Below are 26,025 nucleotides of genomic sequence, written 5' to 3' on the forward strand. Positions count from 1 at the left end.
CTACGCTGTGCGAAGGAGACGTGGAGGCGGTGTACGTGTCAGCTTGGCGTGGCAAGGACAAGAGTCAGGAGCTCGAACGGCTCGCCGCGCTGGCGGGCGAGGCGTCGGCCGAGGCCGCCCACGCCCTGTCCGAACCGCCGTCCCCGCCCGCCCCGCCGGACCTCACGGCGGCCGCGTTCTTCGACGTCGACAACACGATGATGATGGGCGCGTCGATCTTCTACTTCGCCCGCGGGCTGGCGGCGCGCAAGTTCTTCACGTCGTCGGATCTCGCGGGTTTCGTCTGGGGCCAGATCAAGTTCCGCCTCGGCGGCCGCGAGAACAAAGAGGACATCAAGACCCACCGCGAGCGGGCACTGTCCTTTGTGGCCGGCCGCACGGTGGCCGAGCTGACGTCGATCAGCGAAGAGATCTACGACGAGCTGATGGCGGACAAGATCTGGTCGGGCACGCGAGCGCTGGCCCAGATGCACCTGGACGCGGGCCAGCGCGTGTGGCTGGTGACGGCAACGCCGATCGAGCTGGCGGCGATCATCTCCCGCCGGCTGGGTCTGACCGGCGCGCTGGGCACGGTGGCCGAGACCCGCGACGGCGTGTACACGGGCCGGTTGGTGGGTGACCTGCTGCACGGTCGGGCGAAGGCCCACGCGGTGCGCGCGCTGGCGTCGCGCGAGGGGCTGAACCTCAAGCGCTGCACGGCGTATTCGGACTCGGCCAACGACATCCCGATGCTGTCGGCGGTGGGCACGGCGGTGGCGGTCAACCCGGACGGCGGGCTGCGGGACGTGGCCCGGGCGCGCGGGTGGGAGATCCGCGACTTCCGGACGGGCCGCAAGGCGGCGAAGATCGGCGTGCCGTCGGTGTTGGGGGCGGGCGCGCTGGCCGGCGCCGTGGCGGCGGGGATGGCCTACCGCCGCCGCTGAGGGGGCCCACCAGCCCGGAAGGGCAGCCCCCACCCTGTCCCGGGGGGCGTCCCCTGGTCCAGTTTATCGCCTCCGACGGGCAAAAACGGCCGCGGCGAAAATCTGTGGACAACTGAACCCGATGTGGACAACTCAGCCGCGGAAGATGGACTTCCGCTGCGAAAGCCGCTGGTAAAGCGTCTGCTGGATCGACTCCCGCACCTGGTCCGTCAACTGGAACACCAGCATCGGGTCCTCGACCGCCTCCGGGCCGTACGAATCCGTCGCGATCGGCGTCCCGAACTCGATGCTCCACTTCGTCGGCAGCGGGATCGCGCCCAGGAGACCGAACATCGGGAACAGCGGCGTCACCGGGAAGTACGGCAGCCCGAGCATCCGGGCCAGCACCTTGATGTCGCCCAGCTTCGGGTAGATCTCCTCCGCGCCGATCACCGACACCGGGATGATCGGGACGCCCGCGCGCAGGGCCGCCTGGACGAACCCGCCGCGGCCGAAGCGCTGCAGCTTGTACCTCGACGAGAACGGCTTGCCGATCCCCTTGAACCCCTCGGGCCACACGCCGACCAGCTCGCCGCCGCGCAGGAGGCGTTCCGCGTCCGCCGTGCAGGCCAGCGTCTGGCCGGACTTGCGGGCGAACGACCCTACCAGCGGCACCTGGAACACCAGGTCCGCGCCGAGGCCGCGCAGGTGCCGGCCGCCCGTTTCGTCGTGGACGGCCACCGCCGTCATCAGCGAGTCCAGCGGGATCGTGCCGGAGTGGTTGGACACCAGGAGCGCGCCGCCGTCCAGCGGCAGGTTCTCGACGCCGTGCGTGTCGACGCGGAACCACTTCTTGTACAGCGCGCGCAGCGGCGGCAGGAACACCGCGTCGGTGAGCTCGGCGTCGAAGCCGAACTCGTCGACCGTGTAGTCGCCGGTCAGCCGGTCGCGGATGAAGCCGAGCGCCGAGCGCGCGGCGTCCGACAGGGGTTCTTCCGGCGCCGGACGGTCGGCGCCGGGGAAGGCGACGACGGGTGCGTCGACCCGCGTGGACTCTTCCCGACGGCCGCCCGGTTGGACTTCCGGCTTCTCCCGGCCCGGTCCGTGCAGCGGGATGACCTGCGCCTCGGCACCGCCCACCGTCTCCGCCTCGCTTCCCAAGTCGTCCCAGTCGTGCGGCCTGCTCATCGGCTCTGCCCCGTCGCGGCGGCAACGAGCACCTTGCCCGCCAGGCCCGCCAGCTTGCCGCCGTCGAGCACCGGCCTCAACCCGCGTCCGGTGATGTAGTCGTCGAACGCCTCCCGTGTCGTCCACCGCGGGGTGTAGCCGAACTCGTCCTTCAGCTTCGTGATGTCGACGACCCGGCCGAAGTTCAGCAGCCGGACCTGGTCGGCGGAAAAGTCCACGACGCGGGCGCCGCGCAGCACCTTGCCCACCGACGGCACCACGCTCCGCGGCATCGGCAGCTCGACCCGGCCCGCTCGCCGGATCGCCTGCGAAAGCGTGAGTACCCCCTCCGAACCGACGTTAAAGACGCCAGGCCGGTCTTCCAGCGTCGCGCGTTCGAGCACGGCGAGCGCGTCCGAAGAGTGCAGCAGCTGGATGCGGGCGTCGTAGCCGAAGACCGTCGGCACGACCGGCAGCGCGAAGTAGCGCGAAAGGACGGTGTCGGTCTCGGGACCGATGATGTTGGCGAAGCGGAAGAGCGTCGTGGTGATGTCGGGACGGCGCCGCACCAGGCCGCGCACGTACCCCTCCATCTCGACGGCGTCCTTCGCGTACCCGCTGGACGACGTCGGGATCAGCTCGGAGTCCTCGGTGAACACCGCCTGCGAACGGGCGCCGGCGCCGTAGACCGCCGCCGTCGACTTGACCACCAGCTTCTTGACCAGCGGCGAGCGCTGGCACGCGGCGAGCAGCCGCATGGTACCGATGACGTTGACTTCCTTGATCGCGGTGCGGCGCCCCGGCCCAGCCGGGTGCGCGGTGCACGACGCGTGCACGACCGTGTCCACTTCGGCCGTGCTGATCACCTTGGCGATCAGCGGGTTCCGGATGTCCGCGCGGACGAATTCGGCGTGGCCCATGCGCTGCAGCACCGCCTTGTCCGGCGCCACCGTGTCGACGCCGATGACCCGCTCGAAGTCGGGGTTGTTGCCCAGCCGGGCGAGCAGTTTCCCGCCCAGTTCCCCGGCTACCCCGGTGACGAGCACGATGTTCGACGGCATGCGACTCCCTGCGGCGTAGGGCGTGGTGGGGGTGGACGATCACCCGAAGTGCGCGGGCCTGCACTTACTGGAAGCATCGCGCGGACGTCATTGAGATGTTACCGCTCATCAGTGGTAGCTCAGGGCTGTCTTACGTGCTATTAACCGCCATTCCCCCGGAAAGCGACGAACGCCTCACTCGAACGGGGGGACCGGCCCACCACATGGACGTGGCCCGTCCAGAGACTGGACGGGCCACGGCTACGCACGGCTGGGTCTTACTTGCCGGCCTTACGACGCTGAACGCGCGTACGGCGAAGCAGCTTGCGGTGCTTCTTCTTCGACATGCGCTTGCGGCGCTTCTTGATCACAGAGCCCATGGGCGCTCCTTAGGTCGTCGTCGGTCACGCTGCCCGGCGCAGCGTCCAACGGGTGGAGCGCACAGGCACGAGCGGTTTTCCAGGTTACCCGGCACCCGGGGCGGGCCGGTCGGCGGGCACGTCGTAAGGCGACGTGCCGCCGGCCGCGACGCCGATCAGCCGACGTCGTAGTACGCGCCCTGGAGGTACTCGTGCACTGCTTTTTCCGGCACCCGGAAGGACTTCCCGACCCTGACGGCGGGCAGCTCACCCGAGTGCACGAGACGGTAGACGGTCATCTTGGAGACCCGCATCAGCGTGGCCACCTCGGCGACCGTCAGGAACTGGACCTGCCCGACAGCCGGCAGATCCTCCTTCTTGTTCGGCGACATGTTTACCGCGTCCTTCGACACGTGTCGCGCCACGAGGCTTCCCCACCTGTGGTATCGACACGCACGTGCTCTATCGAGAGTAGCGGGACTGGTGGGACTAATGCGACGCCTGTCACCGAGATGGGCTCCTACCTGCGCTAACGCACAGCCACCCGCGCGTGCAAGACCGCAGGAATCGCCCATTACGGCGAAATCGGTCAGCCCTCGTGGGCCTTGCCCAGCTCCACGGACCGGTCCTTGGCCGCCTCGATGGCTGCCAGGAGCGCCGCGCGGACGCCGTGCTTCTCCAGCTCGCGGATGGCGTTGATGGTCGTCCCGGCCGGCGACGTCACGGCCTCGCGCAGCAGCACCGGGTGCTCCTCGGACTCGGCGAGCATCTTCGCCGCCCCGACGGCCGACTGGATGATCAGCTGCCCGGCCAGCGCGCGCGGCAGGCCGAGCAGGATGCCGGCGTCGATCATGGCCTCGACCAGGTAGAAGAAGTACGCCGGCCCGGACCCGGACAACGCGGTCACGGCGTCCTGCTGCGCCTCGGGCACCTCGACGACCTGGCCGACGTGCGAAAGCAGGTCCCGCACGACGGCGAGGTGCTCGGCGGTGGCGTGCCGCCCGGCGGAGATGGCGCTCATGGCCTCGTTGACCAGCATCGGCGTGTTCGGCATGACCCGCACGACCGGAACGCCCTCGGCCAGCCGTCGCTCGTAGAGGGAGGTGGGCAGGCCGGCGCACAGCGAGACGACGAGCGACGACGGACCCAGCAGCGGCGCGAGTTCGTCGAGCACGGGCTCGATGTCCTGCGGCTTCACGGCGACGACCAGGACATCGGCCTGCTTGGCGGCGTCCTCGACCTCGACCCCGCGGATGCCGTACCGCGCGGTGAGTTCGTCGACGCGCGCCGGGTACCGCTCGGTGAAGAGCAGATCGCCCGGCTCGTGACCGCCGTGCAGCAGCCCCGAGAGCAACGCCTCGCCGATCTTTCCCGCACCGAGCACCGCGATGACCGTCATGGCGTAAAGCGTGCCAAACGCGCCTCAGGCCCCCGGTGCCGGGGCGAGCCGGGCCGCCGACCACCGCCCGGCCCGGCAAAGGTCTTGAATGAGTCATTCAAGACCTCCGGCGTCCTGAATGACTCATTCAAGACATCGGAGACCGGCGCCGAGCCCCGCCGAGCCCGCCTCAGGCCCCCGGTGCCGGGGCGAGCCGGGCCCGGCTTGGCATGCGATGAACGACCCGTTCACCTCGCCCGACGCCATGAAAGAGTCGTTCATGACGTCCGCAGGCCGGCGCCAGGGCGAGCCGTCGGGCTGGGTGCCGCGCGCCCACCCCTGCCCCCGGCGCTCAGCCCGGGATCCGGTTCCGGCGGAAACCCGCCCAGCGGCCGGCCCGGCGCCCCCGGTGCGGGGCGAGCCGGGCAGCCGACCACCGCGCCCGGCAAAGGTCTTGAATGAGTCATTCAAGACCTCCCACGTCCTGAATGACTCATTCAAGACATCGGAGACCGGCGCCGAGCCTGCCTCAGGCGCCCGGTGCCGGGGCGAGCCCCAGCTGCCGGGCCTGGCACACCAACCGCCCCTGGGAGTCCACCACAGTCGCATCCGAGTCGAACCAAGACTCGTGCACCGAGCGCGACTCCACCACCACCCGCAACCACCCCGGAGCCGGCCGCGTCCGCAGCAGCGCCGTCAACTGGACCGTCGGCGCCCACCCGATCCGACCCAAGTTCATCACCACCGGCGGGTTCACATCGGACGCCAAAAGCGTGAAGTACGGATCCACCAGCCCGTGCCGCGGCCGCACCCACAACCGCATCCGAGGCGGCTCGCCGGTTCGCCCGGCCAAATACCCCGCCGTGGCCGGGTCCAGCCGGACTTCGCACCCCTTGGCCAAGTTGAACGGCCCCTCCGTGCTCTCCGCCATCGCCAACGCCCCCGGGGACGGCTCGGCGGGCATCGACGGCACGTCCGTCCACTCCGGCCGCCTCATCGGCAGCCGGCCCGTCGTCACGCGCGCCTCGACGCAGCTGCGGCCTCGCTGCTCCAGCCGGACCTCGACCACCGTCGCGCGGCGGCCGACCTTGCGGACGTCCGTGCGCAGCAGCACCGGGCCCAGCGCCGGCGCGTGCAGGAACTCCGCGCTGACCACCAGCGGCTCCGCGTGCGGCTCACCGCGTTCGTGGAGCGCGGCGATCGCCGCCTTGGCCAGGAGGGCCAGCAGGAAACCCCCGTGCGGGTGCGAGCCGATGGCCCACTCCGCACGCAGCACCGCGGTGAAGGTGCCGTCCCCCAGCGACCGCGCCGCACTCGCCGTGTCGAAGGACACGGCGGTGCCGTCCGTTCCGCTCACGAACGCGCCGTGCCAATGGGTAAATCCGGGCAGGTGACGATCAACGAGCGCGACGGTTTCACGGTCCGAACTTTACGTGTTCGACCCGGGTGAATGGGCCCGGGAGCTGTCGTGTCCGTGGTGAACGTGCGCAATTACTGCCCGAGGTGGAATCGCGCGAACAGCAATGCCTCCGCCAGATCACGGACCCGCTCGGCGCCGGTGGCGGCGTGCCGCGTGTTGATCTCCAGCACGATCTGGCCGCCGAAACCGCTGCTGACCAGCTTCTCCAGCAGTGCGGCGCAGGGCTGGCCACCTCGCCCGGGCACCAGGTGTTCGTCCTTCGGGACGCCGGTTCCGTCCGCCAGGTGGACGTGCGAAAGGCCTTCGCCCATCCGCTCGGCCAGCGCGAGGGCGTCCATCCGGGCCGCCGCTGTGTGGGACAGGTCGAGCGTGTAGTGCCGGAAACCGACGTCCGTCGGGTCGATCGACGGCCGGAACGCGGAGACGCGCGAATTCTTCGAACCGCCGGGCGGGCGCACCTTGAACATGTTCTCGACGGCGATTTCGATGCCGCTGGACTCCTCCAGCTCGTCGACGAGATCACCGAACGCGTCGCCGTAGCGCCGCTGCCACCGGAACGGCGGGTGCACGACGACGGTCCGCGCGCCGAGCTCCTGCGCGGCCTCGACGGACATCCGCAGCCGCACGACCGGGTCCGGCGACCAGATCCGCTGCGTGATCAGCAGCGACGGCGAGTGGATCGACAGCACGGGCACCCCGGTCCGGCGCGACCACCGGCGCAGGGCGCTGACGTCCTGGCTGACGGCGTCAGCCCACACCATGACCTCGACGCCGTCGTAGCCGAGCTCGGCGGCGAGCTCGAAGGCGGTCCCGGCCTTGAGCGGCCACACGGACGCCGTGCTGAGCCCGACGGGGACCGGCTGCTCGTCTGTCACGCGCGCCATCCTGCCTCGTCACCGAGGGTGCGGAGCAGGGGCACGCGCGGAAGGGGACGCGGATCTCACCGCGTCCCCCGCGCGTCAGCGTCCGACGAGCAGCAACGCCGCCGGGGAGACCGTCACGACCAGGCCGACCAGCACCGCCAGCACCGTCGTCTGCAGGTCCTCCGCGCGGCGGATCTTCCGCACGATCCAGACCAGCGCGACGACCACCAGCAGCGCCGCCACCAGCGCGGCGGCCGGGATGTTCACCCACAGCCAGTTGAAGCCCAGCCACACGGCCGCGCCGCCGACGACGCCCATCGCCAGCTGGCCGGCCAGCGCCAGCCACGCCTTGCCCGGCGAGGCGGCGGCCTCCGGCTCCGCGGCCGGCTCGGGCGCGTCGTCGTACTCGTCGTCCTCGTAGCCGTCGGCCTGCTCGTAGCCGTAGTCGTCCTGCTCGAAGTCCGGGCCGCCGTCGGGGTAGCCGTCGGCGAACTCGCGCTCGTACGGCGCCAGGTCGTCCGGGATCGGCGCCCGGGACGCGCGGTCGCCGGGTGCGAACGGCATCGGCGGCGGGTACGCGCCCGTCGGCGGGCCGGCGTCGTACGCGGCCTGGTAGCCGCTGCTCTCCGGCGCGAAGCCGTCGGGCTCGAAGTCGTCCTCGGGGTAGCCGTCGTCCGGGGTGTCGGTGGGCACCACCGGCATGACGCCGATCTCGGTGTCCTCCAGCTGCTCCTTCTGCCGGCGCTTGCGCCAGTTCGCGAGCCCGCCCGGCGACGACGGCTCGTCGGGCTTCGCCGGCGGGGCCGGGGGCGGCGGGGGCTGCTCGTGCGCGACCGCGTCGAACTGCTCGGTGTAGGCCTCCTGCTGCGGCTGCGGACGGCGGGCCGGGCCCCGGCGCGGGCGGCCGGGGGCGGCCGGCGGCGTCGCGAACTTCCCGCTGGCCATCGGGGGCGGCGGGACGTCGATGTCGGCGTCCGGGGTGCCGTTGAGGCCGTCGAGCCGGGCCGACAGCGGGCCGGCGGGCGGCGGCGTCGGCAGCTGCTGGGACGGCTGGGGCGGCGGGACCGGCAGCTGCTGCGAGGGCGGCGCGGGACGGCGCCGGACCGGCGGGACGGCCCCGCGGGTCTCCTCGGCGGCCGGCGGCGTGGGCAGCTGCTGCGAGGGCTGCGGCGGCGGGACCGGCAGTTGCTGCGACGGCTGCGGGGGCGGCGGCTGGCGCCGCGGCGCGCGCGGCGGCACGGGCAGCTGCGCCGACTCCTGCGGGCGCGAGAACTGCCCGGACTCCTGCTGCGGCGGCCGCGAGAACTGGGTCGGCTCCTGCTGCGGCGGGCGCGCGTACTGGCCGGACTCGGCGCCGCCGGGCGCGGGCCGGGCCGGCGGGGGCGGCGGGACCGGCCGCGGCAGCGGCTGCGAGTCCTGCGGGACCGCGCGGGGCGCGGGCGGCGGCGGGGAGGGCGGCTCGGCGCGACGCCGTCCGGTGGGCCGGTTCGGCGGGGGCGGCGTGCCTTCCGAGGCGACGCGGTCGATGATCGCCTGCGGGCCGGTGTCGCCCACGCCAGGACGTCGGTGCGAGCCGGTCGGCCCCGGGGTCTCCGGGGTGGCCGGCTCGTCGTCGTCATCGGCCGCGCGGCGGCGGCGACGGCGACCGCCGTCGACCTGGGCACCGTGCTGGGCGAGCAGCTCGGCCACGGTCTTCTGCGGCTGGTCGCCTCCGGTCTGGTCCGTCATACCTGGTCGTCCCCTGCGCGCTCTGGGTTCTCGGCACTCGGCGAAGCGGTACCTGACGGCACGCCGGCGGCGTCGCGCGCGCTGTACGCCGACCTCTGCATGTCCGTCACCTCTCCACCGTGCCCGTTGTCCGTCCGGGAAGTCCAGCCGCGTGCTTTCACCGGTCCTCCTGTGCGCCGAAGCGCCCCACGAGGGCGGCTCCAGTCTCATCCGCGCCGTTCGAATGGTCCAGCCGCCGCAGGATGACACCCTCTCGCAGAGCCCACGGGCAGATCTCGAGTTCTGACAGACCGAGCGCCCGCATCGTGGCCTGCGCGACGAGCGCGCCCGCGACGAGCTGGTGGGCCCGGCTCGGGCTGACGCCCTCGAGCTGGGCCAGATCGGCCGACGTCATCCGCGAGATGAAGGCCAGGAGCTGGCGCAACGCGGTGTCCGTGAGCGTACGTCGCACGCGCGGGCCCGCCGCCGAGGGGGCGGCGCCGGTCAGCCGGGCGAGCGACCGGAACGTCTTCGACGTCGCGACGACGCGGTCGGGTTCACCCCATTTGGTGACCTTCCGCGTGAGGTCGGTGAGCTGGTCGTCCAGCCACGCCGACGTCGCGACGAGCTCGGAGCGCGTCGGCGGGTCGTGCTTGAAGCGGGTGCGCGTGGTCCGGCCCGCGCCCAGCGGCAGGGATTCGGCCAGGACGGGCTCTTCGTCGCGGCCCATGGCGATCTCCAGCGAGCCGCCGCCGATGTCGAGCACGAGCAGCTGGCCGGCGGACCAGCCGTACCACCGCCGGACGGCGAGGAAGGTGAGCCGGGCTTCGTCGGTCCCGGAGAGGACCTGCAGGTCGACGCCGGTCTTGTCAGCGACGCGGGCCAGGACCTTGGCGGAGTTCTTCGCTTCGCGGACTGCGGAGGTGGCGAAGGCCATGACCTCCTGGCACCCGAGCCGCGCGGCGGCGTCCTTCGCGGATTCGACGGCGGTGACGAGGTCGTCGGCGCCGGCCTTGCTGAGCTCGCCGGACGGGGTGAGCTGCTCGGCCAGGCGGAGCACGGACTTCTCGGAATGCATCGGCGTCGGGTGGGCGCCACGGTGGGCGTCGACCACGAGCAGGTGGACGGTGTTGGAACCGACGTCGAGTACCCCTAGGCGCACGGGGGTCCAGGGTACCGGCCCCGGCGCCAGGTCTCGAACATGTAACCGAAAACACTCGGTGCGGTACCGCCCCGGCGCGCCTCCACGCCGGGACGGAACCGCCCAAAGAGGACTTACGTCCGTCTGGCGACCCAGAAAAGAGCGGGCGGTCATCCCGTCGCCTGAGGCCGGAAAATCACTTTGAGCCAGGCCCGCAACCACGAGACCGACAGCGAGCCGAGTACGCAGGCTTGCGGGCCTGGCTCAAAGTGATAGGCCTCGTTCAGGCGACGGGATGACCACCCGCGACCCACACGTGAAGGTGAGCCGAAAGCGCCGCCCAGGTCATCCCGGAGCCTGCCCGTCCGGCGAGGACGCTTTTCCGCGCGGCCTACCCGACACCGGCTTACGTCTCGAACTTGTAGCCCAGCCCCCGAACCGTCACCAGGTGCCGCGGCGAGCCCGGATCAGGCTCGATCTTCGACCGCAGCCGCTTCACGTGGACGTCCAGCGTCTTCGTGTCACCGACGTAGTCCGCGCCCCAAACCCGGTCGATCAGCTGCCCCCGCGTCAGCACCCGGCCGACATTGCGCAGCAAGTACTCCAGCAGGTCGAACTCCTTCAACGGCAGCGACACCTCGGCGCCGTCCACGGTCACGACGTGCCGCTCGACGTCCATCCGGACCGGACCCGCCGACAGCACCAGCGGCGCCAGCTCGCCTTCAGCGCCCGGCTCGCCACCGCGCCGGAGCACCGCCCGGACCCGCGCGATCAGCTCACGCGCCGAGTACGGCTTCGTCACGTAGTCGTCGGCACCCAGCTCCAAGCCGACGACCTTGTCGATCTCGCTGTCGCGCGCCGTCACCATGATCACCGGTACGGCCGACCGCTGGCGCAGCTGCTTGCAGACGTCGGTGCCGCTCATCCCGGGCAGCATCAGGTCGAGCAGCACGATGTCGGCGCCGTTGCGGTCGAACTCCTCCAGCGCGGCCTGGCCCGTCCCGGCGACGGCCGCGGTGAACCCTTCCTTGCGCAGCAGGAAGGCGAGGGGGTCGGCGAACGACTCCTCGTCCTCGACGATGAGAACCCTGGTCACAGGTTTCCTCCATGATCTGGGCTGTCCTGCCCGGTAACCACGAGCCTCGGGGTGCGCTCGGGGGTCTTCTCCTGCCGCGGTGCCGGCGAGGTCTTGGCGGCCCGCGCCGGCTCGGGTGCCGGTTCGGGGCTGACGTGCGCGGGGATGCGCAGGGTGAACGTCGAGCCGGTGCCCGGCCGGCTCCACAGCCCGACCGAGCCGCCGTGGTTGGCCGCGACGTGCTTGACGATCGCCAGGCCGAGCCCGGTGCCGCCGGTGGCGCGCGAGCGGGCCTTGTCGGCGCGGTAGAAGCGCTCGAACACGCGCTGCTGCTCGTCCTCGGCGATGCCGATCCCGCGGTCGGTGACGGCGATCTCGACCATCCCGTCGGCCAGCCGCCTGCTGATCGACACCGGGCTGCCGGCCGGCGAGTACGCGACGGCGTTCTCCAGCAGGTTCGACAGCGCGGTGACCAGCAGCGTCCGGTCGCCCTCGATGAGCAGGCCGCTGGGCGTGTCGGTGGTGATCCGGATGTCGGCCGACTCCGCCGAGAGCGTCGTCCGGCCGAGTGCCTCGCGGACGACGGCGTCGACCTCGACGACGTTGAGGTCCGGCAGCCGCTCGGCGCCCTGCAGCCGCGACAGCGCGATCAGCTCGGTGACGAGCTGGCCCAGGCGCGTCGACTCGCGGAGGATCTTGCCGCCGAAGCGGCGCACCTCCTCGACGTCCTCGGCGGCGTCGAGCACGGCCTCGGTGAGCAGCGCGATCGCGCCGACCGGGGTCTTGAGCTCGTGGCTGACGTTGGCGACGAAGTCGCGGCGGACGGCCTCCAGCCGGATGGCCTCGGAGTGGTCGACGGCCTCGACGACGGTGAAGCCGTCGCCGAGCGGCCGCACCTGGCCGAGCACCGCCTCCGGCTGGCGGCCGCGCGCTTCGAGCGGCGAGAGATCGATTTCCAGCGGTTCGTCGGTCTCGGCGACCTGCTCGGCGGCTTTGCGGGCCCGCGGGTCGGCCTGGTTGACCTTCACCAGGCCCAGCTCGTAGGCGCGCGGGTTGTGCAGCACCATGTCGCCGAACTTGTTGAGGACGACGACGCCGTTGTGGGACGACCGGACGAGCCGTTCGAGGAGCTCCGCGACGGTCGGACCCGGCGGCCGGGCCTCTTCGCGGCGGCTTCTGGCCCGCGCGAGGAGGTAGCCGACCACCGCACCGGCCACCAGTGCCCCGATGGCCAGTGCGAGGGAAACAGGCGTGGTCACAGGCCGATCGTAAGCTGAGAAGTGGCCCTGTGGCCTAGCGTTGTCCGCCTCGTCGTGAGCACCGCGACACCTGGCGACGACATGTTCGCCGGTGCTTCAGGCTGCGTTCACCCGATCGATTCCCCGGCGAGACATTCCGGGTGAATCACCCGAGGGTCTCAAGATCCTCGTCGGTCAGCCGCAGGGCCGCCGCGGCGACGTTCTGCTCGAGGTGCGCGACGTCGCCGGTACCCGGGATCGCGAGCACGTGCGGTCCTTGGTGGAGGGTCCACGCGAGCCGCACCTGCGCCGGGGTGGCGTCGTGCCGGCGCGCGACCTCGGCGACACGCGCGTCCTCGCCCTGGCCGCTCGCGACGGCGAAGAACGGCACGAAGGCGATCCCGCGCTCGGCGCACATCCGGACGATCTCGTCGTCCTCGCGGCGCGCGGTGAGGCCGTACTGGTTCTGGACGCAGACGACGGGCGCGATCTCGAGGGCTTCGGTGAGGTGGTGCGGCGCGACGTTGGAGATGCCCAGCTCGCGGATGAGGCCTTCCTCACGCAGCTCGGCGAGCGCGCCGAACCCGTCGGCGAGCGAGCCTTCGCCGCGGTCCAGACCTTCGCCGATCCGGTAGTTGGCGACGTCGAGGTGGTCCAGACCCAGTTCGCGGAGGTTCTCTTCGACCTGGGCGCGCAGCTGGTCGGGCCGGGCGGTGTAGAACGCGCCGGTGAAGTCGCGGCCCGGGCCGACCTTGGTGGTGATCGTCAGGTCGTCGTACGGCGCGAGGGCGGTGTTGATCAGCTCGTTCGCCGAGCGCGGGCCGGCGAAGTAGAAGACGGCGGTGTCGATGTGGTTCACCCCGAGCTCGACGGCGCGGCGCAGCACGGCGACCGCCGTCTCGCGAGCACGGATACCACCGTCCGAAGTGGACATCAGGCGCATCGCGCCGAAGCCGAGCCGGTTGACTTCGAAGGAGCCGAGCTGCCAGGTGCCCGCCGCGGCGGCGGGGAGGGTGGTGTTCGTGGTCATGGCTCCAGCCTTCCGGCGCACCCTGCGCGACCACCGCGTTTGGCATCTTGCTGCCACACTGGAATGCGTGGAGAGAGTCAGTGACGTCGTCGTCGTGCGCGGCGAAGCCGAGCTGTTCGAGCGGACGGCCCACCTGTTCGCGACCGCGACGGAGATCGCGTGCGCGGCCCGCGACCTGCACACGTGGTCGGTGGCGCACCCGACCGCGCCGGAACGCGAGCAGGCCGTGCGCACGACGTCCGTGCGCAAGATGTACCTGCCCGCCGTCCTCTTCGACCCGGCGCTGGCGGAGCACCTGCGGTTCATGGCCACGCACGGCGCCCGCATCCGGATCACCGAGCGCGAGGTCAACGAGACGATTCTGCTGGACCGCCGGATCGCGATCGTCGCGGGCGACCACGTCGGCGGGGTCCGCAGCTACACCGTGGTCAGCAGCCCGGAGCTGGTCCAGGGCATCCAGTCGCTGTTCGAGGCGGCCTGGGCCGGCGGCACGGACCTCGAGTCGTACCAGGCCCGGTTCACCGAGCTGGGTGCGCGCGAGATCCTCGAGCAGCTGGCGTCCGGCTGCAAGGACGAGACGGCGGCCCGCGCGCTCGGCGTCGGCCTGCGCACCTACCGGCGGCGGGTGGCGGAGCTGATGGACGTGCTCGGCGCGTCGTCGAGGTTCCAGGCCGGAGCGCGGGCCCGCGAAGCCGGGTTGCTGTGAGGCGAGCGCTCCTGGCGCTGGTCTTGACGACGTCGGCGTGCACGTCGGCGGTGTCCGGCACACCCGCGGCGCTCACCGGCAACCTCGCGCTCGTCAACGGCCCCGGCACGGCCGCCGCGCTCGACGCGGTCGCGAAGGCCGCCGAAGCGGTGTTCAGCTACGACTCGGCGAACCCGGCGGGGTTCGACCAGGCCGTGGCGGCGAACGTCACCGGAGCGGCGAAGGACCAGCTCACGAAGCTGTTCGACACGATCAGGACGAACCCGCAGCCGGTCCACCTGACCACCCGCGTGGTGCGGAACGCGGCACTGGAACTGACCGGCGACCGGATCCGCGAACTGGCCGTGCTGGAGCAGGTCAACGGGACGTCGAAGGGCATCGCGACGGTCGCGTTCACCGCGATCCGGGAAGGCGGGCGCTGGCGGATCTCCGACACCGCGATCAACCCGGCGCAGCCGCCACCCGCACCGCACCCGGACGACGGCACCCTCGCCGGCCTGCGCGACTCGGCGCTGGCCGGGGCCCGGGCGGCCGCCGCGGCACTGCTGACGACCGACAGCGGCGACCCGGAAGGCTCTTACGCGCGGGCCGAAGCGGTCGTCGCCGAGCCGCTGCTGACCGACTACCGCGCGAAGAAGGCGACCTACGTCGCCGCGATCCGCCAGAGCGGTACGAAGGTCGTCCTCGGGCCGGACCCGCTGGCCGGCGTCACCGCGCTGACCGGCGCAACGGCGACGGTGCTGTTCTTCACGACGCTGAAGGTGACCGGCCCCACCGGCGCCGCCGACCGCCCGTTCACCACCGAGCTGGACTTGGTCCGCGCCGGCCCGGGCTGGAAGGCGACCGCGGTCAGGACGGTCACCGCGTCGTGAAGGTCAGCGCCCCTGGTTGGCGACCGCGGCGGCGGCTTCCTTGGCGGCCTCGGGGTCGAGGTACTCGCCACCGGCCTTGACGGGCTTGAGGTCGGCCGTCAGGTCGTAGCGCAGCGGGATGCCGGTCGGGATGTTGAGCCCGGCGATGTCGGCGTCGGAGATGCCGTCGAGGTGCTTGACGAGCGCACGCAGCGAGTTCCCGTGCGCGGCGACGAGCACGGTCTTGCCCGCGCGCAGGTCGGGCACGATCTCGGACTCCCAGTAGGGCAGCAGCCGCTCGACGACGTCCTTGAGGCACTCGGTCAGCGGGGCATCGTCACCGAGGTTCGCGTACCGGGCGTCCCCGGCCTGGCTCCACTCGTCCTTCGGGTCGATCTCGGGCGGCGGGGTGTCGTAGGAGCGGCGCCAGAGCATGAACTGCTCCTCGCCGAACTCGTCGAGGGTCTGCTTCTTGTTCTTGCCCTGCAGGGCGCCGTAGTGACGCTCGTTGAGCCGCCAGTCGCGCTTCACCGGGATCCAGTGCCGATCGGCGGCGTCCAGAGCGATGTTCGCGGTGGAGATGGCGCGGCGCAGCAGCGAGGTGTGCACGACGTCCGGCAGCAGCCCGGCGTCGGCCAGCAGCTGCCCGCCCTGGCGGGCTTCGCCTTCGCCCTGCTCCGACAGCGGCACGTCCACCCAGCCGGTGAACAGGTTTTCCGCGTTCCACGTGCTCTGCCCGTGCCGCAGCAGCACCAAAGTCCCAATCTCGGCCATGCCTTCAGCCTGCCATGACGGACCAGCAGGCCGACTGGTGACCTCGCGTCCTACAGAGAGTGTGTTACTTCGGAGTAACACCTCACCCTTTGACAAGTCCGAGCGCCAACAACGCGCAAAATCCTCGCGTCAAACTGCACACCGTTATCGTCGCGAGTGAAGTTCACTCGAACGGACTAGTGGGTAGTCTTGTGATTACAGGTCGAGATCTGACAGGTTTGCTTACGTCCCGAGCGGCCGGATTCCACGCACTCCCCGGCCGGTTTCGGGCTTGACCGCGGCTCGTCTCCCCCCTGCCGAGCCGCGGCCCGCCGGCCCCGATGGCACCCCCCTCGTCACCGGGTCCTTGATCGGCGGGAACTTCAGCGGGGCGGCTCGAGATCGCGACTCCCCCCTCCCTCGAGCCGTCCCGCCTGTTCTCCTCATGTCTTGAATGAGTCATTCAGGACCTCGGAGGTCCTGAATGACTCATTCAAGACTTCCAGACCGCGCGGGCGGAGTTATCCACAACGGCTCCGGCTATCCACAGATCCGTCGCACCACCCGTTAGTGAAGCCCCCCACCGATAGACTGGGACAGGGCACGCCCCCCAGGGTGTGGCGGGGCGCTGTCCGGTGAGGCGGCTGCCCGGCGAGGCGGCTGCCCGGTGAAGTGCCGCAGGCCCGATGAGGCGGAGCGCTGCCCGACGAGGTAGCCACCCGGCGAGGCGACTGCCCGGCGAGGCGGCTGCAGGCCCGACGAGGCGGAGCGCTGCCCGACGAGGTAGCCACCCGGCGAGGCGGCTGTCCGGTGAGGGGCCGCAGGCCCGGCGAGGCGGCTGCCCAGCGAGGCGACTACCCGGCGAGGGGCCGCAGGCCCGATGAGGCAGGCCGCAGGCCCGACGAGGTAGCCACCCGGCAAGGGGCAGCCGGCCGAAGCAACTCGCCCACATCGGATCGCGCCTAGACCTCCCCGCCCCTCGTCCCAGCCGCAGTCAGCACCGGAGACCCGGGGTCAAGGGTGAGCGAAGCTCATCGCGAAGCGACGCCGAAGGCGCCCTTGAGGCCGGGTCTCCGGTGTTGAACAATCGAGGGAGAGGAGCGGGGAAACTCAGCTCTCAACAGGCTCAGGCCGCGCAGCCCGCCGCCGCCGGTTCAGCCGCCAACCCAGCCAAGCCACCGGCACAATCACGAGCAAGAACGGCGCCACAGCCCCCAAAACGGTGAGCAGGCCACCCCCAAAGGTCAAAAACGCATCCCACCCACCAGCCAACCCACCGAGGAACCCACTCCGGTCCTCCGAAGGCGGAGCCGGAGCAGCAACACTCCGAATGCTCATCGAGACGGTAGCCATCGCAACACTCCCGGCGAGAGAGTTCCGCTGCTGCTCCAAAGACTCCAAAGCCGACTCACGACTGGTCAACTCAGCTTCGATCGAAGTGATGTCCGACACGGAAGTAGCCTGCGAAAGCAACGCCCGAATCCGCTCAACGGACTTCCGCTGAGTAGTCAACCGAGCCTCGACATCGACAACCTGCTCAGTGACGTCCTGAGTGTTCAACTCCCGCTTGACCAGCGAAGACCCCAAATGGGAAAGCTGATCCAACACGGGATCCAACCGCTCGGCAGGCACCGCCAAGGACAACGTCGCCGACTGATCACCGGTGCTCTCCTGCCCGGTGTATCCCCCCGCCCCCTGCGCAATCCCCCGAGCCTGAGCGACAACATCGACAACCTTGGTCGCGGTCAACTCCAACCGAGCACTACGCGAAAGCTTCCGCTCGGTTGCCCCAGGCTGCGGAGCCGCAACTTTCGACTCGGCCTTCCCCCCGGTCCCCTGCTGCGGCGCGGCGGGCACCCGCCCGGAACCAGCACTGTCCGCGGTGGACGAAGCCCCATTCTCCGCCGCCGAGCACCCCGCCAGCGCGAAAACCGCCGCCGCACCCGCGAGCGCCGCTCTCCATCGAGTCCGCATCCTGCGTCTCCCTCCAGTTTCGACTGGCGATGAGACGGATGTCCGGTTCAGGCCCGTTGCACGCCCCGGGTCACGACTCGGTCAAGCCCGGTTCATGCGGCTTGTCGGGCGTAACGAGGTGCTTGAACGCCTGCAGGTTGGCCAGCGACTCACCGCGGGAGACACGCCAGTCCCACTCACGCTTGATCGACGTCGCGAACCCGATCTCGAGCAGCGTGTTGAAGTCGCCATCGGCGGCTTCCAGAACCTGCCCGAGCACCTTGTCCAGCTCATCGGCGGACATGGTCTCTTTGCCGAACCGGCCGACCAGATAAATGTCACCGAGACTGTCCACTGTGTAGTGAACGCCGTACAGCTTCGCGTTGCGCTGCAACAAGAACCGGTAAACGTCCTCATGGGACTCATCCGGACGCCGACAAACGAACGCCTCCACCGAAAACGCGTGGTCGCCGTCGACGAGCCACGCATTCGTCTGGAGCTTCTTCGTGCCGGGCAACGTGACGAAGTACTTGCCGGGACCGCGTTTGTCGTACTTCAGCTCCGCGGAGTCCAAAGTAGACTGGATCAGCTGGTCCAGGCTCACACCGCCACCTCCGTGCGCAGGTCCAGCGCGTGGCGAAACGCGCTCGTCGCCTGAGCATAGATGTCCAGGAGCGCGTCCGTCGTGCGACGCCAGGAGAACCGCCGCGCGTGCACGACGGCGTTGGCACCCAGTTCGGCACGCCGATCGGGACGCAGGGCGACGGCGGCCAGCGCGTCCGCCCACTCGTCGGCGCCGTGGCCAGGCACCAGCAGGCCGGACACGCCGTGCGGCACCGCGACCGGCAGCCCGCCGACCTCAGCCGCCACCACCGGCGTCCCGCAGGCCTGCGCCTCCAGCGCGACCAGGCCGAACGACTCGTTGTAGCTGGGCACCGCGACGACGTCGGCCGCGCGGAAGACCCGAGCGAGCGCTTCCCCGGGCTGCGGCGGCAGGAACCGCACCTGCCGCTCGATGCCGAGCGAAACGGCCAGCTCGCGCAGGGCCTGCGGCTGCTCCAGCCCGGTGCCCGACGGCCCGCCGACGACCAGCACGACCAGCCGGGAGGCCAGCTCCGGCCGCCGGCGCAGGAGAGCCGCGGCCGCGTGCAGCAGGACGTCCGGCGCCTTCAGGGGCTGGATCCGGCCAGCGAAGGCCAGCACGACGTCGTCGGCGGCGAGACCGAGGGAAGCCCGCGCGGCCGCCTGGGAGCCCGGTGTGAAGCGGTCGAGGTCGACGCCCGGCGGCACGGCGTGCACCGCGTCCGGCTCGGCGTCGTAGAGGTCGACGAGCTGCCGCGCCTCGACCGCGGTGTTGGCGACCAGCCGGTCGGCCTCGGCGACGACCTGCTCTTCGCCGATCACCCGCAGCCGCGGTTCGGGCTTGTCGCCCTCGGCCAAAGCGGCGTTCTTGACCTTCGCCAAGGTGTGCGCGGTGTGCACCAGCGGCACCGACCAGCGGTCGCGGGCGAGCCAGCCGACCTGGCCGGACAGCCAGTAGTGCGAGTGGATGAGGTCGTAGTACCCGGGTTCGTGGAACGCCTCGGTGCGCAGGACGCCGGAGGTGAACGCGCACAGCTGGGCGGGCAGCTCGTCGCGGCCCAGCGGCTCGAACGGCCCGGCCTGGACGTGCCGCACGGTCACGCCCGGCGCCAGCTCGGCCACCGGCGGCTGGTCGGACGCCGTCGCGCGGGTGAACACCTCGACCTCGACGCCGAGGCGGGCCATCTCGGTCGCCGTCTGGCTGATGTACACGTTCATCCCGCCGGCGTCGCCGGTGCCCGGCTGCTCGAGCGGTGAAGTGTGCACGGACAGCACCGCGATCCGGCGCGGGGCAGCTTCGAACCCCCGGATGGAGCTGGTCACCTGGTCACGTCTCCTGCGTCAGCATTCCTCGGCGAACTGCCGCAGCACCGCGTCGAACTCGTCCGCGGACTCGGCGAAGGGCGCATGCCCCCCGTCAAGGAACCAACGCCCGACGGCACCCGGAATCTTCCCGAGTGCGTGTTCGGCCGCCGACGGCTCGATCACGCGGTCGGCCGTCCCGTGCGCGACGAGGGTGGGCTTGTCCAGCCTGACCAGCACGTCTTCGCTGCCGATGTCCCGGCGGAACAACGCCGAACGCACCGCGGGCGGCACGCTCAAGGAAGCGCCCAGCAGCGCCTGCGCGAGCGTTCCGGGCAGTGGCCGGGAGACCATCCCGCGGCTGAACTCCGTCAACGCGGGGACCGCGATGTCCGGATCGTCCGAAAGCATGGCGCGCATGTGCTCGCGCATCAGCGGGCCGACGCGGCCGCCGGGCCGGTCGCGGCCGATCTCGGTGATGGCGCCGACGAGCACGACACCCCGCAGCCGTGCGGTGCCGTGCACCCGGATGTGGTCGGCGAGCACGAGCCCGCCGTACGACCAGGCGACGACGATCGCGTCCGGCCCGGCGAAGTCCAGCACCGCCGAGAGGTCGTCGGCCCAGGCCACCGGGTCGTCGTAGCCGGAGGCCGGCACGTCGGAGGCGCCGTGGCCGCGCAGGTCCATCGCGACCAGCCGGAACCGCTCGGTCAGCGCCGGGTCGGCCAGCTGCGCCGCCCAGCACGCGCCCGACTGCGCCCAGCCGTGCACGAACACGATCGGCCTGCTGTTCTCGGCCCCCTCGACCCGCAGGCCGAGCCGGGTCCCGCCGTGCCCGACGACTTCGGTGCGCACGGCTTACTTCGCTCCCAGCGACTTCCAGGCCGACCAGCTGTAGTTCCAGTCCTTGACGTCCGAGGCCATCGGCGCGCCCAGCTGGGAGCCGGTGATCTCGACCGGGTCGCCGACCAGCGCGGAGTCGAAGTAGTCCTTGGCGTCGGCTTCGAGGAGGTTGACGCAGCCGTGGGAGTTGTTGTTCTTCCCGATGTTGGCCGCGTTGTCCTGGTTCTCGTGGATGAACTCGCCGTGGTTGGAGAACCGGCAGGCCCACTTCTTGTTGACGTTCGTGTAGCCGTAGCGGGCGTTGTCGAAGATCGCCGACGGCTCCTTGCTCATGATCATGTAGGTGCCGTTGGGCGTGTTGCGGTCGACCTCGGCGTCCAGGCCGTTCGCGCACGGGTAGCTCTTGACCTGCGCCCCGTTGCGGTAGACGCGCATCTGGTGGTCCGGGGTGTTCACCTTGACCACCTGGTTGCGGCCGATCTTGAACTTCGTGGTGACGTCGGCCTTGCCGTACGCGCCGCCGCCGAGCTCGACGCCGTAGAGCTTCGCCTCGACGCTCACCGTGATGTTCTGCGGCCAGTACTCCTTCGGCCGGTAGTCGACCTGGCTGTCCGACAGCCAGCCCCACGCGCCCTCGACCTCCTTGTCCGTCTTCACGGACAGCGCCTTCTCGACGGCCTTGCGGTCCTTGACCGGCGACGCGAACTTGACGCTGACCGGCATGGCCACGCCGACCTGCTGGTTGTCCGCGGGGTTGAGCGTGGCGCGGACCTGCTTGGCCGGGCTGATCGTGGTGAACGTGCCGGTGAGCTCGACCGGCTTGCCGTCGCTGCCGGTGGCCTTGGCCGCGTAGGTGTAGGTCTTGCCGTAGCCGAGCGGCTCGGAGCTGGTCCAGGTGAGCCCGTCCGGCGCGGTGTCGCCCTTGACGGCCTTGCCGCCGTCGGCGGTGACCTTGCACTCGGTGAGCTTGCCGTCGGCGACCTTGACCGTGACCGGTGTGAGCACCGAAGCGTCCTTGGCGTTGACGGCCGGCTCGGCCGTGATCTTCGCCACTGGCTGCGCGCCACCGCCGTCGGCACCGGCCGCGCCGGTGGGCAGCGCGGTGCCGTCGTTCGTGCTCGAACACGCCGCGGCGGCCAGGGCGGCCCCCGCCGCCAGAGCGGCCTTGAAGACCGTGCGCCGTCCGATCACCGAAACCTCCTGGATTTTCCCCCGCCGACCTGCGGGCACAAGCCCTTAGCGCTGGTGGCCCACCCGACGTTACCTCCCGAAAGGTAAAGACCATCCGATCAGGTGGCTACGTCTTTGTCGACAAAGACGTCTCATACACGTCCAGGTTGCCCGGTTCGGCTCAAATGACGCAGTTGATCAAGAGCGGTTCGGGGTGCAACCGGACGCCGAACCGCTCGTGGACGCCGTCGCGGACCTCGCGGGCGAGCGCGAGCAGGTCCTCGGTCGTGGCGTCGCCGCGGTTGGTGAGGGCGAGGGTGTGCTTCGTCGACAGCGAAACCCGGTTCCCCGGTCCGGGGTAACCCTTGGCGAAGCCGGCGCGCTCGATCAGCCAGGCCGCCGACAGCTTGACGCCGCCGTCGGCCGGGTACTGCGGCGCGTCCGTCCCGACGCTCTCGGCGATCCGCGCGAGCACGGCCTCCGCGTCGGCCGACGGGACGATCGGGTTGGTGAAGAACGAGCCCGCGCTCCACGTGTCGTGGTCGTCGGCGTCGAGCACCATGCCCTTGCCGCGACGCAGCTTCAGCACGGCTTCGCGCGCTTCGGCCGCCGGGACGCGGGCGCCGATCTCGACGCCGAGCGTGCGGGCGAGTTCGGCGTAGCGGACGGGCGCGGAGAGACCGTCTCCGCGGATTTCGAAGCGCACCGACAAGACGACGCCGGTATCGGTGCCCTTCAGGACGCTGGTGCGGTAGGCGAAGCCGAGCTCGTCGGCCTTGAGCGTGCGCACCTCGCGCGTCCGGCGGTCGTACAGCTCCAGCGAGACGATGGACTCCGCGACTTCGCAGCCGTACGCGCCGACGTTCTGGATCGGCGTCGCGCCGACGCTGCCCGGGATGCCGGAGAGGCATTCGAGCCCGCCCAGGCCCGCGTCAACCAGGCCGGCGACGAACGCGTCCCAGTTCTGGCCGGCCTCGACCTCCACGACGTCCCCGTCGCGATGCCAGCCGGTGTTGGCCACCTCGACGAGCGTGCCGTCGAACCCCGCGTCCGCCACCACCAGGTTGGAGCCGCCGCCGAGCAGCAGCACCGGCTCGTCCGCGGCGTCGGCCTCGCGGACCGCCGTGACGAGGTCTTCGCTGGTCACGGCGCTGACGAACCGGCGGGCGGGGCCGCCGAGGCGCAGCGTCGTGTACGCGGAGAGCTTCGGGAGGGCGGGAGTACGGGCGGTGTTCACGCGTCTGACGGTACTGTCCGGCTCATGGGATCCCGGATCGAGCACCGCGCCGAGTTCGCCGCCGACGTCCCCGCGACGTACGCGGCGGTCGCCGGCGAAGCCGCCCTGCGGGCGCGGCTCGAGCAGCTCGGCGGGCACGGCGCGGCGCTGCTGGCGTACGAGGAGTCCGGCACGGACCTGCGGTACTCGCTGCGGCAGGGCATCCGGGCGGAGAACCTCCCGCAGGCGGTCCGGGCGCTGCACAAGGGCGACCTGATGGTGACCCGCACGCAGACCTGGCGCGTGAGCAACGACGGCACCGGCCACCAGGGCAACGCGACCGTCGAGGTCGGGGGCGTCCCGGGCGACATCACCGCGCGGACGGCCCTGCTGGCCGGCGGCGACAAGACCGTGTTCCGGACCAGCGGCGAAGTGACCATGCGCGTTCCGCTGTTCGGCAAGAAGCTGGAGGCCGTGATCGCCGAGCAGGTCACGAAGCTGCTGGAGCGCGAAGCCGAATTCGCGGCGAAGTGGCTCACCGAAGCAAGCTGAGCCCGGTCGGCGCGCCGACCCGCGGCACGACCAACCCGAACCGCCTCCGCCGCGTCGATCGGTGGATCACGTACTCCCCCGCGACGACCCGGCTGCTGCGTGCGACGGCGTCCCCGCTGGTCGTCGACCTCGGGTACGGCGCTTCCCCGGTGACGACCGTCGAGCTTTCCCGGTGGCTGCGGCGCGTCCGGCCGGACGTCCGGGTGCTGGGTCTGGAGCTGGATCCCGCTCGCGTGGCTTTTGCTCAGCCGGCCGCGACGCCGCCGTCGCTGGACTTCCGCCGCGGCGGGTTCGAGCTGGCCGGGACGCGGCCGGTGCTGGTCCGGGCGTTCAACGTGCTGCGCCAGTACGCGGAGGACGAGGTCCCGGGCGCGTGGGCGCTGGTGCTGGACTCGATGGCGCCGGGCGGGTTGCTGGTCGAGGGCACGTGCGACGAGATCGGCCGGCTGTCGACGTGGGCGCTGGTGTCGCCGGCCGGCCCGGTGTCGTTGACGCTGTCGATGCGGCTGGCGGGGCTGGAGAAGCCGTCGACGATCGCCGAGCGGCTGCCGAAGGCGTTGATCCACCGGAACGTCCCGGGTGAGCGGATCCACGCGTTCCTTTCGGAGTTGGACATCTGCTGGGCCACGGCCGCGCCGCACCAGGCGTTCGGCGTCCGCTCGAGGTGGCTGGAGACGGTCCGGCTGCTGGTCGCGCGCGGCTGGCCGGTGCCGGACCCGCGGATCCGGCCGGGCGAGCTGACGATTCCGTGGTCCGCGGTCGCTCCTGCCTAAAGGTTCACCGATCCACCCCTGCTGCGTCACCCCGAAGTGACCTGCGGTGATCACCATTGAACCGTGGAACTCCTGGGGCACGTCACCGAGCTGCTGCGCGGCGCGCTCGGCTCGCCGTGGCTGTGGGTGCTCGTCTTCGCGGTGGCCGGACTGGACGCGCTGCTGCCGTTCATGCCCAGCGAGACGACGGTCGTCACGGTCGCGGTGCTGCTCGGGCCCGACCCGGCCCAGCTCGCCCTGCTGGCGGCGGTCGCGGCGGGCGGCGCGTGGGCGGGCGACTGCCTCGGGTACTCCGTCGGACGGCTCGCCGGGCCGCGGGCGATCGCGCGCCTGCAGCGCGGCGCGGACGGCCACCGGCGCTACGAATGGGCCCGTGACCAGGTGCAGCGCAACGGCGGGTTGCTGATCATCGCCGCGCGGTACCTGCCCGGCGGCCGCGTGGCCAGTTCGCTCGCGACCGGCAGCCTGGGCTACCCGCTGCGCCGGTTCGTCCCGCTCGACCTCGCGGGCGCGGCGATCTGGGCGGTGTACAGCGTCCTGATCGGCCTGGCCGGCGGCGCGGCGTTCGCGGACGAGCCGGTGAAGGGCCTGCTGCTGTCGTTCAGCCTGGGCCTGGGTCTGGTGTTCGCGATCGAGACCGGACGACGGCTACGGTCGGCCCATGCTCGAAGCGATCGACGTCCACGCGGACGCGCTGAAGAGGGCGGCGCTGACGGCGGGTCCGACGGCACCGGTGCCGAACTGTCCGAAGTGGACTGTTCATGACCTGGTGACGCACATCGCTTCCGTGCACTGCGCCGCGATCGGCCTGGTGCTGGAGCGGCCGTTGTCACCGGCGCCGCCACCGGAGTGGGAAGACGTGCTCGGGTGGTGGGACGGGCAGCGCCTCGCCCTGCGCGAAGCCCTGGTGCGAAACCCGGAATCGCCGTGGACCGGCCGGCTGGCCCACGCCACGGCGATCCACCGCCTCGACGCCGAATCCGCCCTCACCCGGCCCGTGCCGGCGCGCCTGCCCCCCGAGTTCGCCCAGGGGGCCGGCGAAATCGTTTGCGCCGTCGTGCTGCCGGGTTCGGCCGGGTGCGGCAGCGGGGACCGGCTCCCGGCCGGCTGACCAGCGCGAGGGAGAATGCCGACGTGACCGCTCCCGAACGCCGCTACGTCATCACCTTCGGCTGCCCCGACCGCACCGGCATCATCGCCCGGATCTCCGGGTTCCTCGCCGAGCACGGCGGCTGGATCGTCGAAGCGGCCTACCACACCGACCCGGACACCGGCTGGTTCTTCACCCGCCAGGTCGTCCGGGCCGACTCGCTGCCGTTCGACGCCGACGGCCTGCGCACCCGGTTCGCCGAGGTCGCCGCGGACCTCTCCGCCGAGTCGAGCTGGCAGGTCAGCGACACCGGCGAGCGGCGCCGCGCGGTCGTGCTCGTGTCCAAGGCCGGGCACTGCCTCTACGACCTGCTCGGCCGCGTCGCGTCCGGTGAGCTGGACGTCGACATCGCCGCGGTGATCGGCAACCACGAGTCCCTTGCCGACATCACGCGCGCGCACGGGATCCCGTTCCACCACGTGCCGTTCCCGGCGGGTGGAAAAGAAGAAGCGTTCGAGCAGGTCCGCAAGCTGGTCGACGAGCACGAGCCGCACGCGGTGGTGCTGGCCCGGTTCATGCAGATCCTCCCGGCCGACCTGTGCCGCGAGTGGGCCGGCCGGGCGATCAACATCCACCACAGCTTCCTGCCGTCGTTCATCGGCGCGAAGCCGTACCACCAGGCCCACACACGCGGCGTGAAGCTGGTCGGCGCGACCTGCCACTACGTGACGGCGGACCTCGACGCGGGCCCGATCATCGACCAGGACGTCATCCGCGTCGACCACGGCGACTCGGTCGAGGACATGGTCCGCAAGGGCCGCGACATCGAGAAGGTCACGCTGGCGCGCGGCCTGCGCTGGCACCTGGAGAACCGGGTGCTGGTGCACGGCAACCGGACAGTGGTGTTCTGACCG

General features: G+C 71.3%; 27 protein-coding genes. 8 read left to right on the plus strand and 19 right to left on the minus strand.

Features of this window, described 5'->3' with window-relative positions:
* Positions 1-20 precede the first annotated feature (20 nt).
* Positions 21-923 carry an HAD family hydrolase gene (locus ACIQWX_RS03150; protein ID WP_400864793.1) on the plus strand — a complete coding sequence of 301 codons (903 nt, stop codon included), beginning with the start codon at positions 21-23 and terminating at the stop codon, positions 921-923.
* Positions 924-1,055: 132 nt separating this feature from the next.
* Here ACIQWX_RS03150 and ACIQWX_RS03155 read toward each other — a convergent pair whose 3' ends face one another.
* The 12 genes from ACIQWX_RS03155 to ACIQWX_RS03210 form a co-directional block, all read right to left on the minus strand.
* The gene (locus ACIQWX_RS03155; protein ID WP_400864795.1) at positions 1,056-2,090 is read right to left on the minus strand and encodes a lysophospholipid acyltransferase family protein; all 1,035 of its coding nucleotides are present in this window, start codon (positions 2,088-2,090) and stop codon (positions 1,056-1,058) included.
* Positions 2,087-3,130 (minus strand): NAD-dependent epimerase/dehydratase family protein, encoded by a 1,044-nt coding sequence (locus ACIQWX_RS03160; protein ID WP_400864797.1) that lies wholly within the window; start codon positions 3,128-3,130, stop codon positions 2,087-2,089. The genes ACIQWX_RS03155 and ACIQWX_RS03160 overlap by 4 nt, the downstream gene beginning before the upstream one ends.
* 257 nt (positions 3,131-3,387) lie before the next feature.
* Positions 3,388-3,489, minus strand: a complete 102-nt coding sequence (locus ACIQWX_RS03165) for a 30S ribosomal protein bS22 (RefSeq protein ID WP_007030867.1) — start codon at positions 3,487-3,489, stop codon at positions 3,388-3,390.
* Positions 3,490-3,644: 155 nt separating this feature from the next.
* Positions 3,645-3,860: a helix-turn-helix domain-containing protein gene (locus ACIQWX_RS03170; RefSeq protein ID WP_013222402.1), complete on the minus strand. Its 216-nt coding sequence runs from the start codon at positions 3,858-3,860 to the stop codon at positions 3,645-3,647.
* A 197-nt stretch (positions 3,861-4,057) separates the two neighbouring features.
* The gene (proC, locus tag ACIQWX_RS03175) at positions 4,058-4,867 is read right to left on the minus strand and encodes a pyrroline-5-carboxylate reductase (protein ID WP_400864800.1); all 810 of its coding nucleotides are present in this window, start codon (positions 4,865-4,867) and stop codon (positions 4,058-4,060) included.
* Positions 4,868-5,375: 508 nt separating this feature from the next.
* Positions 5,376-6,203 carry a thioesterase family protein gene (locus ACIQWX_RS03180; RefSeq protein WP_372671411.1) on the minus strand — a complete coding sequence of 276 codons (828 nt, stop codon included), beginning with the start codon at positions 6,201-6,203 and terminating at the stop codon, positions 5,376-5,378.
* A gap of 134 nt (positions 6,204-6,337) precedes the next feature.
* A complete protein-coding gene (locus ACIQWX_RS03185; protein ID WP_400864802.1) occupies positions 6,338-7,150 on the minus strand; it encodes a sugar phosphate isomerase/epimerase family protein in 813 nt (270 codons plus the stop codon).
* Positions 7,151-7,225: 75 nt separating this feature from the next.
* Positions 7,226-8,857 (minus strand): hypothetical protein, encoded by a 1,632-nt coding sequence (locus tag ACIQWX_RS03190; RefSeq protein WP_400864804.1) that lies wholly within the window; start codon positions 8,855-8,857, stop codon positions 7,226-7,228.
* A 157-nt stretch (positions 8,858-9,014) separates the two neighbouring features.
* On the minus strand, positions 9,015-9,998 hold the full coding sequence (locus tag ACIQWX_RS03195) for a hypothetical protein (protein WP_400864806.1): 984 nt from the start codon (positions 9,996-9,998) through the stop codon (positions 9,015-9,017).
* A 385-nt stretch (positions 9,999-10,383) separates the two neighbouring features.
* Entirely contained in the window at positions 10,384-11,073 is a 690-nt protein-coding gene (locus ACIQWX_RS03200) for a response regulator transcription factor (RefSeq protein WP_125310281.1), read from the minus strand.
* Complete coding sequence (locus ACIQWX_RS03205) at positions 11,070-12,311, minus strand: sensor histidine kinase (RefSeq protein WP_400864809.1); 1,242 nt, start codon at positions 12,309-12,311, stop codon at positions 11,070-11,072. Before ACIQWX_RS03205 ends, ACIQWX_RS03200 begins: the two co-directional genes overlap by 4 nt.
* A 145-nt stretch (positions 12,312-12,456) precedes the next feature.
* A complete protein-coding gene (locus ACIQWX_RS03210; protein ID WP_400864811.1) occupies positions 12,457-13,320 on the minus strand; it encodes an oxidoreductase in 864 nt (287 codons plus the stop codon).
* Positions 13,321-13,387: 67 nt separating this feature from the next.
* Here ACIQWX_RS03210 and ACIQWX_RS03215 point away from each other — a divergent pair, with 67 nt between their 5' ends.
* Both ACIQWX_RS03215 and ACIQWX_RS03220 read left to right on the plus strand, forming a co-directional pair.
* Positions 13,388-14,026, plus strand: a complete 639-nt coding sequence (locus ACIQWX_RS03215) for a DNA-binding response regulator (RefSeq protein WP_400864814.1) — start codon at positions 13,388-13,390, stop codon at positions 14,024-14,026.
* A complete protein-coding gene (locus tag ACIQWX_RS03220) occupies positions 14,023-14,898 on the plus strand; it encodes a hypothetical protein (protein WP_400864817.1) in 876 nt (291 codons plus the stop codon). The genes ACIQWX_RS03215 and ACIQWX_RS03220 overlap by 4 nt, the downstream gene beginning before the upstream one ends.
* A gap of 3 nt (positions 14,899-14,901) precedes the next feature.
* Here ACIQWX_RS03220 and ACIQWX_RS03225 read toward each other — a convergent pair whose 3' ends face one another.
* From ACIQWX_RS03225 to ACIQWX_RS03255, 7 genes are all read right to left on the minus strand, one after another.
* Positions 14,902-15,651 carry a phosphoglyceromutase gene (locus ACIQWX_RS03225; protein WP_400864820.1) on the minus strand — a complete coding sequence of 250 codons (750 nt, stop codon included), beginning with the start codon at positions 15,649-15,651 and terminating at the stop codon, positions 14,902-14,904.
* Between the two features lie 1,089 nt (positions 15,652-16,740).
* A complete protein-coding gene (locus ACIQWX_RS03230; RefSeq protein WP_400864823.1) occupies positions 16,741-17,604 on the minus strand; it encodes a DUF4349 domain-containing protein in 864 nt (287 codons plus the stop codon).
* A 70-nt stretch (positions 17,605-17,674) separates the two neighbouring features.
* A complete protein-coding gene (locus ACIQWX_RS03235) occupies positions 17,675-18,187 on the minus strand; it encodes a YbjN domain-containing protein (RefSeq protein ID WP_400864826.1) in 513 nt (170 codons plus the stop codon).
* Entirely contained in the window at positions 18,184-19,488 is a 1,305-nt protein-coding gene (gene mshA, locus ACIQWX_RS03240; RefSeq protein ID WP_400864829.1) for a D-inositol-3-phosphate glycosyltransferase, read from the minus strand. The genes ACIQWX_RS03235 and mshA overlap by 4 nt, the downstream gene beginning before the upstream one ends.
* A gap of 18 nt (positions 19,489-19,506) precedes the next feature.
* Positions 19,507-20,322 carry an alpha/beta fold hydrolase gene (locus ACIQWX_RS03245; RefSeq protein ID WP_400864832.1) on the minus strand — a complete coding sequence of 272 codons (816 nt, stop codon included), beginning with the start codon at positions 20,320-20,322 and terminating at the stop codon, positions 19,507-19,509.
* Between the two features lie 3 nt (positions 20,323-20,325).
* Complete coding sequence (locus tag ACIQWX_RS03250; protein ID WP_400864835.1) at positions 20,326-21,501, minus strand: Ig-like domain-containing protein; 1,176 nt, start codon at positions 21,499-21,501, stop codon at positions 20,326-20,328.
* 160 nt (positions 21,502-21,661) lie between these two features.
* The gene (locus tag ACIQWX_RS03255; RefSeq protein WP_400864838.1) at positions 21,662-22,717 is read right to left on the minus strand and encodes a UDP-N-acetylmuramate dehydrogenase; all 1,056 of its coding nucleotides are present in this window, start codon (positions 22,715-22,717) and stop codon (positions 21,662-21,664) included.
* 24 nt (positions 22,718-22,741) lie between these two features.
* Between ACIQWX_RS03255 and ACIQWX_RS03260 the strand changes: the two genes are divergently transcribed.
* The 5 genes from ACIQWX_RS03260 (at position 22,742) to purU (ending at position 26,022) form a co-directional block, all read left to right on the plus strand.
* Positions 22,742-23,248 carry a DUF2505 domain-containing protein gene (locus ACIQWX_RS03260; protein ID WP_400864841.1) on the plus strand — a complete coding sequence of 169 codons (507 nt, stop codon included), beginning with the start codon at positions 22,742-22,744 and terminating at the stop codon, positions 23,246-23,248.
* On the plus strand, positions 23,227-24,021 hold the full coding sequence (locus ACIQWX_RS03265; protein WP_400864844.1) for a class I SAM-dependent methyltransferase: 795 nt from the start codon (positions 23,227-23,229) through the stop codon (positions 24,019-24,021). Before ACIQWX_RS03260 ends, ACIQWX_RS03265 begins: the two co-directional genes overlap by 22 nt.
* Before the next feature lie 63 nt (positions 24,022-24,084).
* Positions 24,085-24,786, plus strand: a complete 702-nt coding sequence (locus tag ACIQWX_RS03270) for a DedA family protein (protein ID WP_400864847.1) — start codon at positions 24,085-24,087, stop codon at positions 24,784-24,786.
* Entirely contained in the window at positions 24,683-25,132 is a 450-nt protein-coding gene (locus tag ACIQWX_RS03275) for a maleylpyruvate isomerase N-terminal domain-containing protein (RefSeq protein WP_400864850.1), read from the plus strand. The genes ACIQWX_RS03270 and ACIQWX_RS03275 overlap by 104 nt, the downstream gene beginning before the upstream one ends.
* A gap of 23 nt (positions 25,133-25,155) precedes the next feature.
* Entirely contained in the window at positions 25,156-26,022 is an 867-nt protein-coding gene (purU, locus tag ACIQWX_RS03280) for a formyltetrahydrofolate deformylase (protein ID WP_400864853.1), read from the plus strand.
* Positions 26,023-26,025 lie beyond the last annotated feature (3 nt).

Origin of the sequence: Amycolatopsis sp. NPDC098790 (assembly GCF_044759945.1) — a bacterium.
Classification (GTDB): Bacteria; Actinomycetota; Actinomycetes; order Mycobacteriales; family Pseudonocardiaceae; genus Amycolatopsis.

Bases quoted from the DNA above. Each gene is read 5' to 3' on its own strand.
- ACIQWX_RS03155 (WP_400864795.1), bottom strand. From the start codon at position 2,090: ATGAGCAGGCCGCACGACTGGGACGACTTGGGAAGCGAGGCGGAGACG.
- ACIQWX_RS03160 (WP_400864797.1), bottom strand. From the start codon at position 3,130: ATGCCGTCGAACATCGTGCTCGTCACCGGGGTAGCCGGGGAACTGGGC.
- ACIQWX_RS03275 (WP_400864850.1), top strand. From the start codon at position 24,683: ATGCTCGAAGCGATCGACGTCCACGCGGACGCGCTGAAGAGGGCGGCG.
- ACIQWX_RS03260 (WP_400864841.1), top strand. From the start codon at position 22,742: ATGGGATCCCGGATCGAGCACCGCGCCGAGTTCGCCGCCGACGTCCCC.
- ACIQWX_RS03165 (WP_007030867.1), bottom strand. From the start codon at position 3,489: ATGGGCTCTGTGATCAAGAAGCGCCGCAAGCGCATGTCGAAGAAGAAG.
- ACIQWX_RS03210 (WP_400864811.1), bottom strand. From the start codon at position 13,320: ATGACCACGAACACCACCCTCCCCGCCGCCGCGGCGGGCACCTGGCAG.
- ACIQWX_RS03170 (WP_013222402.1), bottom strand. From the start codon at position 3,860: ATGTCGCCGAACAAGAAGGAGGATCTGCCGGCTGTCGGGCAGGTCCAG.
- ACIQWX_RS03190 (WP_400864804.1), bottom strand. From the start codon at position 8,857: ATGACGGACCAGACCGGAGGCGACCAGCCGCAGAAGACCGTGGCCGAG.
- proC (WP_400864800.1), bottom strand. From the start codon at position 4,867: ATGACGGTCATCGCGGTGCTCGGTGCGGGAAAGATCGGCGAGGCGTTG.
- ACIQWX_RS03185 (WP_400864802.1), bottom strand. From the start codon at position 7,150: ATGGCGCGCGTGACAGACGAGCAGCCGGTCCCCGTCGGGCTCAGCACG.
- ACIQWX_RS03230 (WP_400864823.1), bottom strand. From the start codon at position 17,604: ATGCGGACTCGATGGAGAGCGGCGCTCGCGGGTGCGGCGGCGGTTTTC.
- ACIQWX_RS03225 (WP_400864820.1), bottom strand. From the start codon at position 15,651: ATGGCCGAGATTGGGACTTTGGTGCTGCTGCGGCACGGGCAGAGCACG.